Below are 14,975 nucleotides of genomic sequence, written 5' to 3'. Positions count from 1 at the left end.
TTATTGTTAGGACGCAAGGAAATCAAAGATTTTCAACAGGGTTTATTTGAGCATTAATCCATTTTATCGCAGATAAATCCTAGTGCCTTGACAGCACAAAGTAGGTGAAAACCCTCTCGCCCTTGCGAAAACTCAAACCATTACGCCAATATAATTCAACAAATCAGATAATATAAAATATTGGCAGAAAACACAATCGCAGAACCATTTCCGAAGCTATTTTTCTTTATATTTGTGTGTAATTTATAAAATTGGCAACACAAAACAAGCCGGTAAAACTCATTTTAATAAGTTTTTCTATTCTTTTACTGTCTTCCTGCGGATCATCAAAACTTCTGGGTTCCTGGGAATTCATAGATTTATATGATGGAGTGGTAACTGAAATTGATAGTTTAAAATCCAAAGAAAATAATTCCAGATACGGAACAGGAACTTTGACTTTTGATAAAGGCAATTCCTTTACCTCAATGGAAGAAAAAGGAAGTTATCAAAGAAAAAATAAAATACTGAAGATGAAATATCCTGCTGTGGATACTGTTGTAATGAATATTTCTTACTTAAGCAAAAATTATTTATTGCTGTCGGCAGGAAAGGATCCGAAAACCTGGTTTTACAGAAAAAAATAAAATGTAAGAATTTTTATAATGAACCCAAAAAGTTGTCTGAATTGTGGTCATGAAATTTCCGATGAGTTTTGTTCTCATTGCGGGCAAAAGGCAGATACAGCAAGAATAACTCCTCGTTCATTGATTAAAACTGATATTTTAGGATCAATCTGGCATATAGAAGAAAGGTTTTTCCGGAGCCTGAAGCATGTTTTATTTAGACCCGGCAAAATGGCAATGGATTATATTTCAGGTAAAAGAATCAAGTACTATAATCTATTTTCTTTGCTGCTTATTTTGTTTGGATTCAATGTCTTAACCATGCATTTTTATTTGGATTTGAATCCGAACGAAATTCAGAAAGAAAGCTCAAAAATCTTTGAATTTTTCTCCCGATACTCCAAAACAATCCTTTTTGTCATCATTCCCATACTCGGGACCAATGCCTATTTCATTTTCAAAAGAATGAAATTGAATATTGCCGAGCATTTTATCATCGGAACAGTAAGCCTGTTAGGAATTTTAATCATATTTTTGTTTAATGATACGGTAAGTCTTATAGGCCTGTGGAAGCCCGCAGCGAAGATTTTCGGTATTTTGGAGAAGGCTTCATTTATTCTTTTCATTCTCTTTCCGGCAGTTACGTATTGGAATGCATTTGAAAAATCATACCCAAAACCTGGTCTGCTTTGGAGGGTATCATTACTGTATGTTTTGATGGGAATAGAGAGCCTTGTCATCATCGCGATTTTATATAGAATACTTTAATTTGAATATGAAAAAAATAGTATACCCATTTTTACTTGTAGCGGCAGTTTCCTGTGGAAAAGTTTCTCCGAAAGGAAATATTGAAAGGAAAGATGTAGATGTTTCAGAATTTGTTAACCTGGACCTGGAAGGAAAATTTCGTGTCTTTTATGCCAGAGGGGCTAAAAATTTTGTAGAGATTGAAACTTACCCAAACGTAGCCAGTAATCTGGATGTTGATGTTAAAGACAAGACTCTTATTATCAAAGAAAAAAGAGGAACAAAAGGGGTGGATTTTTATAACGTGACCATCTATTCAAAATATAACCTTGAAAAAGTTTCAGTGGCAGATTCTGTAGAAATGAATATTTCAAGTGAAATTAAGACCGATAATTTTAGGCTTAATTTAAAAAATTATGCTACTTTTATGGGTTCAGTGAACACGAGAAGAGCAGAAGTAGAAATGCAGAACAGAAGCCGCGCCAACTTTTTGGGACTTACCAAAAATGCAGTGATAAAGATCTCTGACACAGCAAGTCTGATCGCGCCGTACTGGAAAATAGAGAACCTGAATATCGATTCTAAAAATGGGAATTATGCAGAAGTTAATGTAAAAGATTCTTTAAAAGGAAATATTCAGAACACGGCAAAATTTATCTATTACAATAACCCGATTCGTGCATTCAAAATTGATAAGACGACCAAGGTTGAAAATAAGAAATTGGAGTAATAGAAAGGAAGAGAGAAGATGGAGGGGGAAGTTATCATAGGAAGAAAAGAAATGGATGAGTTTCAAATTTGAAAAATTAATTATTTGGCAAAAATCTATGGATTTTGGAGAGAATATCTTTAAGTTGTCTCAAAATTTTCCAAAAGATGAAGTTTTTAATATAACTTCTCAAATAAGAAGAGCATCTGATTCTGTTGCACTTAATATTTCAGAAGGAAGTATTTTACAGTCTAAACCAGAATTTAAAAAATTCCTGGGATACTCCATCCGTTCTCTAGCTGAAACTGTGACTTGTCTGTATAAGGCAAAAAACCGGAATTATATTTCAGAAGAAGAATTTAATACAATATATAATGAAAGTTATAATTTAATGAATCAGATTATAGCGTTTAGAAATCAGCTAAAGGATTGAGGAAGCTGAAGACAAAAGAATCACAGGACATTAAAGATGATAATCAAAATAAATAAAAAGTAGATAGTAAGTAGAAAATTGAAGTTGAGACATAAATTTCTCCCATCTTCGAGCTTCCATCTTCCAAACAAAATATAACAAACAGAATAGTAAAACAAAAGTAGGATATATGAATTTGGACATAGAATACCTTCCATCTTCAAACTTCCCGCTTCCAAACTTAAATACACATATGACAACATTAGAAAAAGCGAAACTTTGGTTAAGTGATACATTCGATAAAGAAACAAGAAATGCTGTACAAACCTTAATTGACAGCAATTCTCCGGATCTCGAGGATTCTTTCTACAGAGAACTTGAATTCGGAACAGGAGGCATGAGAGGTGTCATGGGAGTAGGAACCAATCGCTTGAATAAATATACTTTAGGTCAGGCTACACAGGGGCTGGCTAATTATATGCTTCAACAGTTTAAAGGAGAAGAAATTAAAGTGGCCATTGCTTACGATGTACGCCATAATTCAAAAGAATTCGGGAAACTGGTTGCTGATGTTTTAACCGCAAATGGAATTAAAGTGCTTCTTTTCAAAGATCACAGACCAACCCCGGAATTGTCCTTCACTGTAAGAGACAAAAAATGTAACGGGGGAATTGTATTAACCGCATCACATAATCCGCCTGAATACAATGGTTATAAAGTATATTGGAATGATGGGGCGCAGATTGTTCCGCCACATGATGAAGCAATTATTAATGAAGTATATTCTGTAAAATTCGAAGAAATTAAATTCAGCGGAAATGATGACCTGATCGAATGGATCGGGGAAGAGCAGGACGATGTGTATATTGATGCCTGTATTGAAAATTCAACCTATCAGAATGTAGGAAAAGAGAATTTAAATATTGTTTTTACCTCTATCCACGGAACAACTTATACTACGGTTCCAAAGGCTTTGGAAAAAGCAGGATTCAAAAAGATAGATCTTGTAAAAGAACAGATGATCCCGAGCGGTAATTTTACCACGGTAGAATCTCCGAACCCAGAAGAACCTGCAGCACTTGAAATGGCTATGGATCTGGCAAGAATTACCAATGCAGATATCGTGATCGGAACAGATCCGGATGGGGATAGATTAGGAATTGCCGTAAGAAACCTTGATGGCGAAATGCAGCTTCTGAATGGTAATCAAACGAATACAATTCTTACTTATTATATTTTAAATGAATGGAGAAAGCAGGGAAGGATTACAGGGAAAGAATTTATTGGTTCTACGATTGTGACTTCAGATATTTTCTTTGATATTGCAAAGAAATTCGGAGTTGACTGTAAAGTTGGACTTACAGGATTTAAATGGATCGGAAAAATGATCCGTGAGGCAGAAGGAAGAGAGAAATTCATCTGCGGTGGTGAAGAAAGTTTCGGTTTTATGACCGGAGATTTTGTCCGCGATAAGGATTCCTGTGGAAGTATTGTTTTAGCCTGCGAAATTGCAGCATGGTGTAAGGCTAACGGGAAAACAATGTACCAATACATGATCGAGATTTATCAGGATCTTGGAATGTATTATGAAGGCTTGGTCAATATTGTCAGAAAAGGAAAAGAAGGAGCTGAAGAAATTCAGAACATGATGAAAAACTTCCGCGAAAACCCACCGAAAGAATTGGCAGGATCACTGGTAGAAGAAGTGAAGGATTTTAAAGAACAGACCAGTTTCTCCGTTTCAAAGAATGAAACCAAAGTAATGAATGATATTCCGAAATCGAATGTACTCATTTATTATACTCAGGACGGAACTAAAGTCTGCGTAAGGCCTTCAGGAACAGAACCGAAAATTAAATTTTATATTTCTGTAAAAGATACGGTTACTTCTGAAGCCGACTTTAAAGATAAATTAAAATCATTAGAAGCAAAAATAGAGGACGTAAGAAAAGATCTGAAGCTGGACTAAATTTGTAGGAATGATAAAAAAGAGTTTTGCGGTCTGTATGCTTTCTGTACTTGTTTTTTCCTGCAAAAAAGAGGTTTCTAAAACGACAGAAGTAAAAGCAGTTAATGATTCAGTTGCCAAAACAGAAATAAAAGAAGATCTTTTTAAACCAGTTGATACAGCCTATTCTCCGAAAAATACAACGGAGGATTATATAAAAGCGCTTCAATATTATCAATCTAAAACAGAAAGAGAAATAGCAGCCGGAAGTCCGGAGCAGAATAATAAGGTATACGAAGATTACGTTGAAGTAAGGAATAAATATATTGAAGGCCTGAGCAGACTGCATACCGATATTCTGGATAAATATGTCAATTATTATGATTCCGGCAGCGACAGCTACAAGTTTCCGGAAAATATAAAGAAGCTCGCAGCTCAGTTTAAGAAAGAAGGATTGGAGTTCAGGGAAGTAGGAGAAGGTTACACCGAAATCTGGTCTGTGCCTGATCATTATTTTACCATATTTAAAAATAAGGTAACCCCGGACTACAATTCTTACATTGCTCAGATGGCAATGGAAGCAAAAGAGAACTATGCTGCGGATGCCGGATTGATCATTAGTTGGAAAGAACTGGGAGAAAGATTGATATTCTGGGAAAATTTTATGAAGAAATATCCCGAAAGCCAGCTCCTGAAAACAGTGAAAAAAGATTACAACAATTACCTGCATGATTATCTGTACGGAATGGACAATACCCCAACGTATGAAACAGCAGACGGAAAATTATACGAAGAAAACAGGAATGAATATAAAAGGATTATAAAAAAATATCCTAATTCATATACCGCAAAAAGGGTTCAGGAATTTCTGGCTCTTTTTGATGCTCAGGTACCTGTTGATCAGATTCGTGAGAAAATGAACGTGGAAAACGATTATTAGTAAATTTAAATAAAAATAAAGTGAAAGTTTCAAAATTAGCGGCGAACCTGATTGGTTCTGAAATTGTAAAAATTGGTAATGAAGTAAATGATTTAAAAGCAAAAGGAGCGGAAATTGCCAATCTTACTATTGGTGACCTGAATTCTAATCTCTATCCTATCCCGGCACTGCTGAAGGAAGAGATTCAGAAGGCATATCAGAATAATCTGACAAATTATCCGCCGGCCAACGGGCTTTTATCTTTAAGAAAAGAAGTTTCCAAAGATCTGAAAAACAGATGGAACCTGGATTATTCACCGAACGATATTTTAATTACTGCAGGATCAAGACCGTTGATCTACGCGGTGTATAAAACAATTGTAGATGAAGGTGATAAAGTAGTATATCCTACACCATCATGGAACAACAACCATTACGCTTACCTTACTTCTGCAGAGGCTGTAGAGGTGAAAACTACCCCTGAAAACAACTTCCTTCCTACAGCAGATGATCTGAGACCACATTTAAGCGGTGCAGTTCTTTTAGCGTTATGTTCACCGTTGAATCCTACAGGAACAATGTTTACAAAAGAGCAGCTTTCAGCTATCTGCGAATTGGTTCTTGAAGAAAACAGAAAAAGAGGGGAAGATGAAAAACCATTATACCTTATGTATGATCAGATCTATTCTAATCTTACTTTCGGTGCACAGCACGTAGATCCGGTTTCTCTTTTTCCTGAATTGAAAGAATATACCATTTATATCGACGGTATTTCCAAATGCCTTGCTGCAACGGGAGTACGTGTAGGGTGGGGATTCGGTCCGTCTCATATTTTAGATAAAATGAAAGCTCTGTTAACGCACGTTGGAGCCTGGGCACCGAAGCCTGAACAGGAAGCTACTGCGAAATTCTTTGAAAACCCTGACAATGTAAATGTTTTCGTAGAAGATTTTAAAGGAAAACTGGAAGAAAGCTTAAAAGTTCTTCACGGTGGAATCCAGGACTTAAAAGGAAAAGGATTGGCCGTAGAAAGCATCGAACCGATGGGAGCGTTGTATCTTACGATCAGATTAGACTATATCGGAAAAACAAAACCGGACGGATCTGTTATTGAAAATTCGTCTGACCTTGTATTCTACTTAATTAATGATGCCGGAGTTGCTCTTGTACCATTCTCAGCATTCGGAGAGGCAAAATCTGAGCCTTGGTTCCGTGCTTCTGTGGGAGGTTTAGCGGTTGACGAGATCAAAGTGATGCTTCCAAAGCTTGAAAATGCTTTGAATGCTTTAAAATAATTAAGAAAAATATATATGCTTCGGCTACACTTAACACGGCACGGTATAAGTTATTATTAAGTGTCACGCTGAGCGTAGTCGAAGCGATTTTTTGAAGATAAGAAATACGGAAAAAATTTAGTTTTTATTAATGAAACTTCCAAAAAGGCCGTTCCTGGAAACCAAGTTGTTGAGCTATTCAACATTAGGAATTATCTTTTTAGCAAATTATATCAATTAATCATTCATAACTCATAATTTATAATAAATGAAAATCATAGCTGTCATTCCTGCCCGTTACGAAGCAAGCCGTTTTCCGGCAAAGCTGATGCAGATGTTAGGTGAAAAAACAGTGATCACGACTACCTATCAGAATGTTGCCGAGACGGGACTGTTTGATGAAGTATTTGTAGCTACGGATTCTGAAATTATTTTTGATGAAATTGTGAAAAATGGTGGAAAAGCCGTTATGACCGGACAGCATGAAACCGGGAGCGACCGTATTGCGGAGGCCGTACAGAACATCGACTGCGATATCGTGATTAATGTTCAGGGCGATGAGCCTTTCCTTAAATTAGAGCCGTTAAGACAGCTTATCGACGTTTTCAAGGATGATACTAACCAGGAAATTTCTCTGGCTTCATTAAAAATCAGACTAACAGAAAAAGAAGAAATTGAAAACCCGAATAATGTAAAAGTTATTACGGATAACAACGGTTTTGCCCTTTATTTTAGCCGTTCCGTGATTCCTTTTCATAGGGAAATCTCTTATGACATTAGCTATTTTAAGCATATTGGCGTATATGCTTTCAGAAAACATGCCTTACTTCAGTTCTCCAAACTGGAAATGAAACCACTTGAAATATCAGAAAAAATAGAATGCATCCGTTATCTGGAATACGGGATGAAGATTAAGTTAATAGAAACCAATTTCATCGGAGTGGGGATCGATACTCCCGAAGATCTGGAAAAAGCACGGAAATTAATTTGAGAATAGATGGTGAAAGCATTGCTCATCACCTTTTGTTTTTTCGCGCAATTCCCCTTATATTTGAAATAAATAAGATTAATGAAGAAATTACTTTTAGTATTCGTACTGATACTTTCGCAGTTGTCTTTTGCACAGACCGCAAAAGAAATTATAGACAAAAATATTGAACTGTCCGGAGGATTAACGAATTGGAAGCTTTTAAATTCAGTACTGTTACAGGGAAAAGTGATTTTAGGGATCAAAGATGAATACCCTATAAAAATTTACCAGCAGCGTCCCAATCTTACCAAAACGGTGATCAGTATCGGTGGAAAGGAAACAGCTATTGAAGGTTTTGATGGTACTAGAGGATACGCAATGAATTATGCAGCCAACAAACTTCAGGTATACCCTGAATACATACCTGAAAGCTTTGATAATGATTTCATTGACTGGGAAAATAAAGGTTTTGATGCTAAATATGCAGGAAAAGAAAAAGTAGGTGAGATCTACTGTCACAAAGTGGAGCTTACCAAAAATGTAAATAAGAACATCTATTACTTTGATGTAAAAACGTATATGCTTTTAAAAGAAATCAAAAAAGATGAAACGTTGGTATATGCCGATTACAAGAAAGTAGGAAATCTGTCAATGCCTTTTAGAATTGAATCTTCAAGTACTAAAAAAGATGGAGACTTCGTTATGATCTTAAACAGGATAGATGTCAATAAAGTTTTTCCTGCCAATACATTTAAATTTTAATTAAGAAAATAAGGCCTATTTAAAATATTCGGCATTATATTTTGGAAAATAACCGCGGCAAAACTGCCAACTAAAATTATAAGAATGAAAAAGATTTTCTTATGGCTGCTTTCTTTTGTAGCATTTTTACAGAGCTGTACCAATCAGAAAAGTGAAATTTCTCAATCTAAAACCAAAGAACTTATGGGAAAAACAATATATGATTTCAAAGTTGAAAGCCTTGACGGCAAAGAGATCAACTTTGCAGACTTTAAAGGAAAAAAGATCCTTATCGTAAACACAGCATCAGAATGTGGATTTACTCCACAATATGCAGATCTTGAAAAGCTGTATGAAGAATATAAAGACAAACTGGTTATTGTAGGTTTTCCTGCCAATAACTTCGGAGGTCAGGAGCCCGGAACCAATACTGAGATCGGTGCTTTCTGCCAGAAAAATTATGGAGTAACTTTTCCTTTGGCGGCTAAAGTTTCTGTAAAAGGAGATGATACAGCTCCTATCTTTAAATATTTAACGGAAAAAGATTTAAACGGGGTAAAAAACACTACCATCCTTTGGAATTTCACGAAATTCCTGCTCGATGAAAACGGAAAGCTGATCGATACTTTCATAAGTACTACAAAACCTACAGACGATGCTATCACGAAGCATTTGAAGTAAGATAAATTATAAAAACAACACTTCGGCTCCGCTCAGTGTGACAGCTTAGAAAAATACAGATAGTATTAGAAATGTCACGCTGAGCGGAGTCGAAGTGTTTATAATTCAAGTTGTCTGCTTCTAGTCGTTGCTTTTCTCAGCAAAACAGAAAATATTCCCAAGTTTAATACTGGAATAACCATTACTTTTTATTTTGGATGAATTAATCATAGCTTTTGCTAAAATATCAGTAGGCAAAGGTTTCTGACTTTCCAGCAGTCCCAGCTTATTGGCAAATTTTATAATTCTGCTACCCAGAACCTCTCCGGTTCTTTCCGAATCTTTTCTTTCCAGCATTCCTGGTTTAAAAATAGTGATCTTATTAAAATGAAGTTGTTTCACAGCCTCTTCCAGCTCACCTTTCATTTTAGAATAGAAAATTTTAGATGTGGGGTTTGCTCCATATGCCGAAACCAGTATATAATCTTCCACATCATTTTCCTTCGCTGCTTTGGCGAATTCATACTGATAATCAAAATCTACCTTTCTCTGGGCTTCTTTGCTTCCGGCATCTTTCAGTGTTGTTCCTAAGCATGAGAATGCAATGTCACCCTTCACTTTATCTTTCCATTCTTCCGGCTTTTCAAAATTAACCACATGAACTTTCAGCTTGTCATTCTGGATATCCACAGGCTTTCTTACAAAGATATCGACTTCTTCAAACTCTTTATCGCTGAGCAGCTGTTTTACCAGATCCTTTCCTGTAGCGCCCGTTGCGCCAATAACCAAAGCTTTCATAATATTTGTGATTTATATAGATGGTATTTTCTTTCTTAAATTTACTACATTTGAAATTAATATCAATAATCATTATCACTTATCATTTATAAAATCCATGGATGCCAACGAAATTTTAGATTACTGCCTGGCTAAAAAAGGAGTTACAGAAACGTTTCCTTTTGATAACGAAACCCTTGTGATGAAAGTAGGGACAAAAATGTTTTTATTAATGGGACTTGAAAGACAGCCATTGAGCATCAACGTAAAAACTGACCCTGAATGGAGCGCAGAACTCCGAGAACAGCATCCGCAGATCACAGGCGCATTTCACATGAATAAAACCCATTGGAATTCTGTCATGGTTGATGGTTTGAAAAGAGATCTTATCTATAAGTTAATAGATCAGTCTTATGAATTGGTTTTTAATTCATTAACGAAAAAAGCAAAAGAAGAGATTATAAATAGCTAGAATTGAAACTCCCGGGTCAGCCTTTTATCTTCATCCAACCTCTCAATTAATTTTTCAAGGCCTTCGAATTTGATCTCGTCATGAAGAAAATCCCTGAATCTTACCGTGATCTTTTCATCATAAATATCGCCTTCAAAATCAAGAATATAGACTTCAACGGTTAATTTTTCTCCGTTTACAGTAGGATTGGTACCAATGCTGAGCATTCCTTTATATTGCTGGCCTTTTACTTCGGTTTCTACAATATAAGCTCCTTTTTTAGGCAGAAGTTTAATAGATTCAGCATCAATGTTAGCTGTAGGATAGCCGATTGTCCTGCCAATTTTTTTTCCGTGTACAACGGTACCGGAAACAGAGTAGGAGTAACCAAGCATTTCATTGGCTTCTTTAATATTTCCTGTCAGAAGAGCATTGCGTACTTTCGTGGAGCTGATATTGTTTTCGTGGAGATTGATCGCTTCCATCTGTTCAACAACAAAATCCAGTTCTTTGGAAAGCTTTTGAAGAAGCTCGAAATTTCCGCTCTTATTTTTTCCGAATGAATGGTCGTAGCCAATAATAAGGTATTTAACATTCAGTTTGTCAATGAGGATCTGACGTACAAATTCTTCACCTGTAAGGTTTCTGAATTCTTCATCAAATTCTTTCAGGAACAAATGATTGATTCCGTATTTTTCGATCAGCTGTTTCTTTTCATCCAACGTATTCAGAAGCTTAAGATCTTCATTCGGGTTAAAAACAAAACGCGGATGCGGCCAGAAAGTAAGGATCGCTGTCTCCAGATTATTCTCTGTACCCACATTAATCAGTTCATCGATGATACTTTTGTGCCCGAGATGTACTCCGTCAAACATTCCCAGAGACAATGCTAAAGGCTTTTGGGAGGAATAATCTTTAAAATTCTTGAAAACTTTCAAAACGGAAAAAATTTGACTGCAAATATATACATAATGTAACAATGTATCAATATAACAATGTACCAATATTTTTTGCGGAGAAATAATTGCTAGACTGGTAAATTGTTATATTGGTACATTAACAAAAAAGTATGATAAAAATCTTTTTTTTACCAATTGTAGGTTTATGAAGAATCATTATATTTGCACCAAGAAAAAATTTAGCAATGGCAAACCAAATTAAAGGTAAAATTTCTCAAATTATTGGTCCGGTAATCGACGTTGTCTTCACAGATGTGGAAGCAATTCCAAGTATTTATGACGCGTTAGAAATTACAAAAGGAAACGGTGAAAAAGTAGTCTTAGAAGTAGAGCAGCATATTGGTGAAGATACAGTAAGATGTATTGCAATGGATGCTACAGACGGTCTTCAAAGAGGGCAAGAAGTAATCGGATACGGAAATCCTATTACAATGCCAATTGGTGAAGCTGTGAACGGAAGACTATTCAACGTTGTTGGGGATGCTATCGACGGACTTCAAAATATTTCTAAAGAAGGTGGTCTGCCAATTCACAGACCAGCTCCAAAATTTGATCAACTTTCAACTTCTGCAGAAGTTTTATTTACAGGTATTAAAGTAATCGACCTTATTGAGCCTTACGCAAAAGGGGGTAAGATTGGATTGTTCGGTGGTGCCGGTGTAGGTAAAACAGTATTGATCCAGGAGTTGATTAACAATATTGCAAAAGGACACGGAGGTCTTTCAGTTTTTGCCGGAGTAGGTGAAAGAACGAGAGAAGGAAATGACCTTTTGAGAGAGATGCTTGAATCAGGAATTATTAAATATGGTGATGATTTCATGCATTCTATGGAAAACGGAGGTTGGGATCTTTCTAAAGTAGACTTAGAAGCTATGAAAGAATCTAAAGCTGCATTCGTTTTCGGACAGATGAACGAGCCGCCAGGTGCAAGAGCCAGAGTAGCACTTTCTGGTCTTACATTGGCTGAGTACTACAGAGACGGTGGTGAAAGCGGACAAGGTAGAGACGTACTTTTCTTCGTAGACAACATCTTCCGTTTTACACAGGCTGGTTCTGAGGTATCTGCACTACTTGGTCGTATGCCGTCAGCGGTAGGTTACCAACCGACTCTTGCTTCTGAGATGGGAGCGATGCAGGAAAGAATTACTTCTACTAAAAACGGTTCAATTACATCAGTACAGGCAGTTTACGTACCTGCGGATGACTTAACTGACCCGGCTCCTGCAACTACGTTTGCTCACTTGGATGCAACTACGGTACTAGACAGAAAAATTGCTTCATTGGGTATTTATCCTGCGGTGGATCCATTGGCTTCTACGTCAAGAATCCTTGCTCCGGAAATTATCGGTGATGAACATTATGACTGTGCTCAGAGAGTAAAAGAAATTCTTCAGAGATACAAAGCGCTTCAGGATATTATCGCAATTCTTGGTATGGAAGAACTTTCTGAAGAAGATAAATCAGTAGTTTACCGTGCCAGAAAAGTTCAGAGATTCTTATCTCAGCCTTTCCACGTAGCTGAACAGTTTACAGGTATTCCAGGATCATTGGTGGATATCAAAGATACCATCAAAGGATTCAACATGATTATGGATGGTGAACTAGACCATTTACCGGAAGCTGCGTTCAACTTAAAAGGAACCATCGAGGAAGCTATCGAGGCTGGACAAAAAATGTTAGCTGAAAACGCTTAACTAGATAAATAGAATAAAGAAAAAAGAACAAAGACATGGTCTCTTTCTTTTTTCTTTTCTCTTTTCTCTTTAATCTAAGAAATATGAATATAAAAATTTTAACACCAGAATACGTAGTTTTTGAAGGAGAAGTAGACTCTGTATTGTTGCCGGGAAAAAGTGGTGAATTCCACATTATGAAAAATCACGCAGCAATTGTTTCTTCTTTGATCGGAGGTAAAGTAAAGCTTTTCACATCTTCAGTGGGTGAAGCTTATGCTAAAAACTTTACTAAAGAAAATGAGAAAGATTCTGTTTTTTCTTACCCTATCAAAAGCGGTGTTGTAGAATTTAATCATGATAAAGGAATCATCCTTTGTGAATAATTAAATGAAAAGCTAAATATATTTTCAAGAAAGTGTAACTTTGGTTACACTTTTTTTATGTTGTGTAAAAGTCTGATTCTATGAAGAAAAGTACAATCATATTCTTTACCGTTCTGGCAATTTTGTGTAATGCCCAAAATTTCAAAACCAAAAGAGGTATCATAAGTCTTGATGGCGTTCATGTTGCCAAGATCTCCAACAAATCCAGTATCTATACGTTCATGGATCTGAACGAGACCCCGATGTATACCATAGAATTCGTAGATAAAAGTATAGTGGATTCCGTAAGAGACAGTTATATAAAACTCAACAGGGTTTACAACAGGGATAAGACAATAGAAATGGACTATATTTCTCCGTCAGCATTTTCCGGAGAGGAAAAATCAGCAGTTTATACTTCTATTAAAGGCCTGAAGATTATTGATAATAAAGGAATCAATATTAAAAACCTGGATGATATATTTAAAAATATCCCTAAAAGGAAGCTGGATACCAAAACCAAAGATGCCTACACCACCAGAAGTAAAATTGATAAGCTCAACATTGAGGTTAATAAAGTAGGAGAGATCATTAGCAACGGCATTCCTGTCGGATATTTTACCAATCTTCCGGTAAGTTTTGGTTCTGAAGATACCATTACCGATAAAACTTTCATAGATATTGAGGTATATGATGCTAAAAGTAAATATATTGGAAAATATATTACCACAACAAAGCAGATCAAAACAGCTAACGGAAAAATTTTTACCATCTACAGGGAAATGTCCGGCAGGGCTTCTCTGTTAAAATTTCCTACTTATAAAGCAATTGCGGAAAGGTTGGCTATTATGGATCCTAGTTTTATTAAAATTCAGGAAAAAGTAGTTGTAGGGCAGGTTAAGAAGGAAGGAGCTGAGAAATAAAGACTCTTTTTATTAATCTTAAATGAATATATAAAACTCGCGAAAATTAATTTTTCGCGAGTTTTTATTATATATTTTCTTTTAACTTTTGAATATATTCTGTAGGAGTAACTCCCTCTAAATCTTTAAAAACTTTATTAAACGTCGATTGATTTTTAAAACCTGCCTGAGTATATAGGTAGGTTAGTTTATAACGGTCATAATCATCATCGTGCATCAACTTTTTGATATATTGAATACGATAAGTATTTAAAAAAGTATTGAAATTAGAACCCGCTGTAGAATTAATAGTACGTGAAACATAGGAAACATTTGTATTTAAAATCTCAGCAAGTGTAGAAATATTAAAGTTTGTATCTAAATATATTTTATCGTTTTCAAACAGAGTAATAATATCATCATAAATTTTTTTATAAGTAGCCTCAGAATTGGAAATCCTAGATACAATTAGTTCATTTTCAGTTATAATATGATCTGTTTCTTTATTTTCAGAAATATCATGAAATGTAATTTTATGCTTATAGTATAAGAAAAACGAGATAAAATAAATTACTGACAGTAATGTAAAAACATTAATAATGAATAGGTTATTTTTTGAAATAGCCAGTTTAGGAACATCAAAACAATAATTTCCAAAGAACGTAAGGAGAATTAGAAACGCAATATAAACAGTCCAATACAAAACAGTACGTATGGAGTAGAAATGGTACACTGCCACTGGAAAAATAAGATACCATATAAGTGATAGTGGACTATGATTCCAAAATAAAATTAAAATAAAATATATCGCTATAGAAGATAATATCAAGTAAGGTTTTATGAATAATCGGATTATATTATAC

At 35.4% G+C, this 14,975-nt stretch carries 17 protein-coding genes; 14 read left to right on the top strand and 3 right to left on the bottom strand.

Annotation, left to right across the window (positions count from 1 at the left end):
* Positions 1-251: 251 nt before the first annotated feature.
* From DRF61_RS13670 to DRF61_RS13625, 10 genes are all read left to right on the top strand, one after another.
* A complete protein-coding gene (locus tag DRF61_RS13670) occupies positions 252-626 on the top strand; it encodes a hypothetical protein (RefSeq protein ID WP_111957960.1) in 375 nt (124 codons plus the stop codon).
* A gap of 18 nt (positions 627-644) precedes the next feature.
* Entirely contained in the window at positions 645-1,373 is a 729-nt protein-coding gene (locus DRF61_RS13665) for a DUF3667 domain-containing protein (RefSeq protein WP_111957958.1), read from the top strand.
* 7 nt (positions 1,374-1,380) lie between these two features.
* Positions 1,381-2,082, top strand: coding sequence for a GIN domain-containing protein (locus DRF61_RS13660; protein ID WP_111957956.1), 702 nt, complete (start codon positions 1,381-1,383; stop codon positions 2,080-2,082).
* Between the two features lie 55 nt (positions 2,083-2,137).
* The gene (locus DRF61_RS13655) at positions 2,138-2,494 is read left to right on the top strand and encodes a four helix bundle protein (RefSeq protein ID WP_111957954.1); all 357 of its coding nucleotides are present in this window, start codon (positions 2,138-2,140) and stop codon (positions 2,492-2,494) included.
* Between the two features lie 232 nt (positions 2,495-2,726).
* Entirely contained in the window at positions 2,727-4,442 is a 1,716-nt protein-coding gene (locus DRF61_RS13650; RefSeq protein WP_111957952.1) for a phospho-sugar mutase, read from the top strand.
* Between the two features lie 10 nt (positions 4,443-4,452).
* A complete protein-coding gene (locus DRF61_RS13645) occupies positions 4,453-5,361 on the top strand; it encodes a hypothetical protein (protein ID WP_146897123.1) in 909 nt (302 codons plus the stop codon).
* A 20-nt stretch (positions 5,362-5,381) separates the two neighbouring features.
* Positions 5,382-6,635, top strand: coding sequence for a pyridoxal phosphate-dependent aminotransferase (locus DRF61_RS13640; RefSeq protein ID WP_111957948.1), 1,254 nt, complete (start codon positions 5,382-5,384; stop codon positions 6,633-6,635).
* A 247-nt stretch (positions 6,636-6,882) separates the two neighbouring features.
* Positions 6,883-7,605 carry a 3-deoxy-manno-octulosonate cytidylyltransferase gene (gene kdsB, locus DRF61_RS13635; protein WP_111957946.1) on the top strand — a complete coding sequence of 241 codons (723 nt, stop codon included), beginning with the start codon at positions 6,883-6,885 and terminating at the stop codon, positions 7,603-7,605.
* Positions 7,606-7,683: 78 nt separating this feature from the next.
* A complete protein-coding gene (locus tag DRF61_RS13630) occupies positions 7,684-8,346 on the top strand; it encodes a histidine kinase (protein WP_111957944.1) in 663 nt (220 codons plus the stop codon).
* An 84-nt stretch (positions 8,347-8,430) separates the two neighbouring features.
* Positions 8,431-9,006 (top strand): glutathione peroxidase, encoded by a 576-nt coding sequence (locus DRF61_RS13625; RefSeq protein WP_111957942.1) that lies wholly within the window; start codon positions 8,431-8,433, stop codon positions 9,004-9,006.
* Between the two features lie 120 nt (positions 9,007-9,126).
* Here DRF61_RS13625 and DRF61_RS13620 read toward each other — a convergent pair whose 3' ends face one another.
* Entirely contained in the window at positions 9,127-9,783 is a 657-nt protein-coding gene (locus DRF61_RS13620; protein WP_111957940.1) for an NAD(P)H-binding protein, read from the bottom strand.
* 97 nt (positions 9,784-9,880) lie between these two features.
* Here DRF61_RS13620 and DRF61_RS13615 point away from each other — a divergent pair, with 97 nt between their 5' ends.
* On the top strand, positions 9,881-10,234 hold the full coding sequence (locus DRF61_RS13615) for an MmcQ/YjbR family DNA-binding protein (protein ID WP_111957937.1): 354 nt from the start codon (positions 9,881-9,883) through the stop codon (positions 10,232-10,234).
* On the opposite strand, the gene DRF61_RS13610 is transcribed toward DRF61_RS13615, so the two are convergent.
* Complete coding sequence (locus DRF61_RS13610) at positions 10,231-11,151, bottom strand: bifunctional riboflavin kinase/FAD synthetase (protein WP_111957935.1); 921 nt, start codon at positions 11,149-11,151, stop codon at positions 10,231-10,233. The genes DRF61_RS13615 and DRF61_RS13610 overlap by 4 nt on opposite strands.
* A gap of 206 nt (positions 11,152-11,357) precedes the next feature.
* On the opposite strand from DRF61_RS13610, the gene atpD reads away from it, so the two are divergent.
* From atpD to DRF61_RS13595, 3 genes are all read left to right on the top strand, one after another.
* Positions 11,358-12,866, top strand: a complete 1,509-nt coding sequence (atpD, locus tag DRF61_RS13605; protein ID WP_111957933.1) for a F0F1 ATP synthase subunit beta — start codon at positions 11,358-11,360, stop codon at positions 12,864-12,866.
* 83 nt (positions 12,867-12,949) lie between these two features.
* A complete protein-coding gene (locus DRF61_RS13600; RefSeq protein ID WP_111957931.1) occupies positions 12,950-13,231 on the top strand; it encodes a FoF1 ATP synthase subunit delta/epsilon in 282 nt (93 codons plus the stop codon).
* A gap of 80 nt (positions 13,232-13,311) precedes the next feature.
* Positions 13,312-14,133: a hypothetical protein gene (locus DRF61_RS13595; protein WP_111957929.1), complete on the top strand. Its 822-nt coding sequence runs from the start codon at positions 13,312-13,314 to the stop codon at positions 14,131-14,133.
* A gap of 67 nt (positions 14,134-14,200) precedes the next feature.
* Here DRF61_RS13595 and DRF61_RS13590 read toward each other — a convergent pair.
* Positions 14,201-14,975: helix-turn-helix domain-containing protein (locus DRF61_RS13590; protein WP_238601920.1), on the bottom strand; the 775-nt coding region annotated here is incomplete at its 5' end.

Source organism: Chryseobacterium lathyri (assembly GCF_003290185.1).
Lineage (GTDB): Bacteria > Bacteroidota > Bacteroidia > Flavobacteriales > Weeksellaceae > Chryseobacterium > Chryseobacterium lathyri.
The sequence above is the reverse complement of the archived record's forward strand: the minus strand, read 5'-3'. Positions and strand labels throughout refer to the sequence as shown.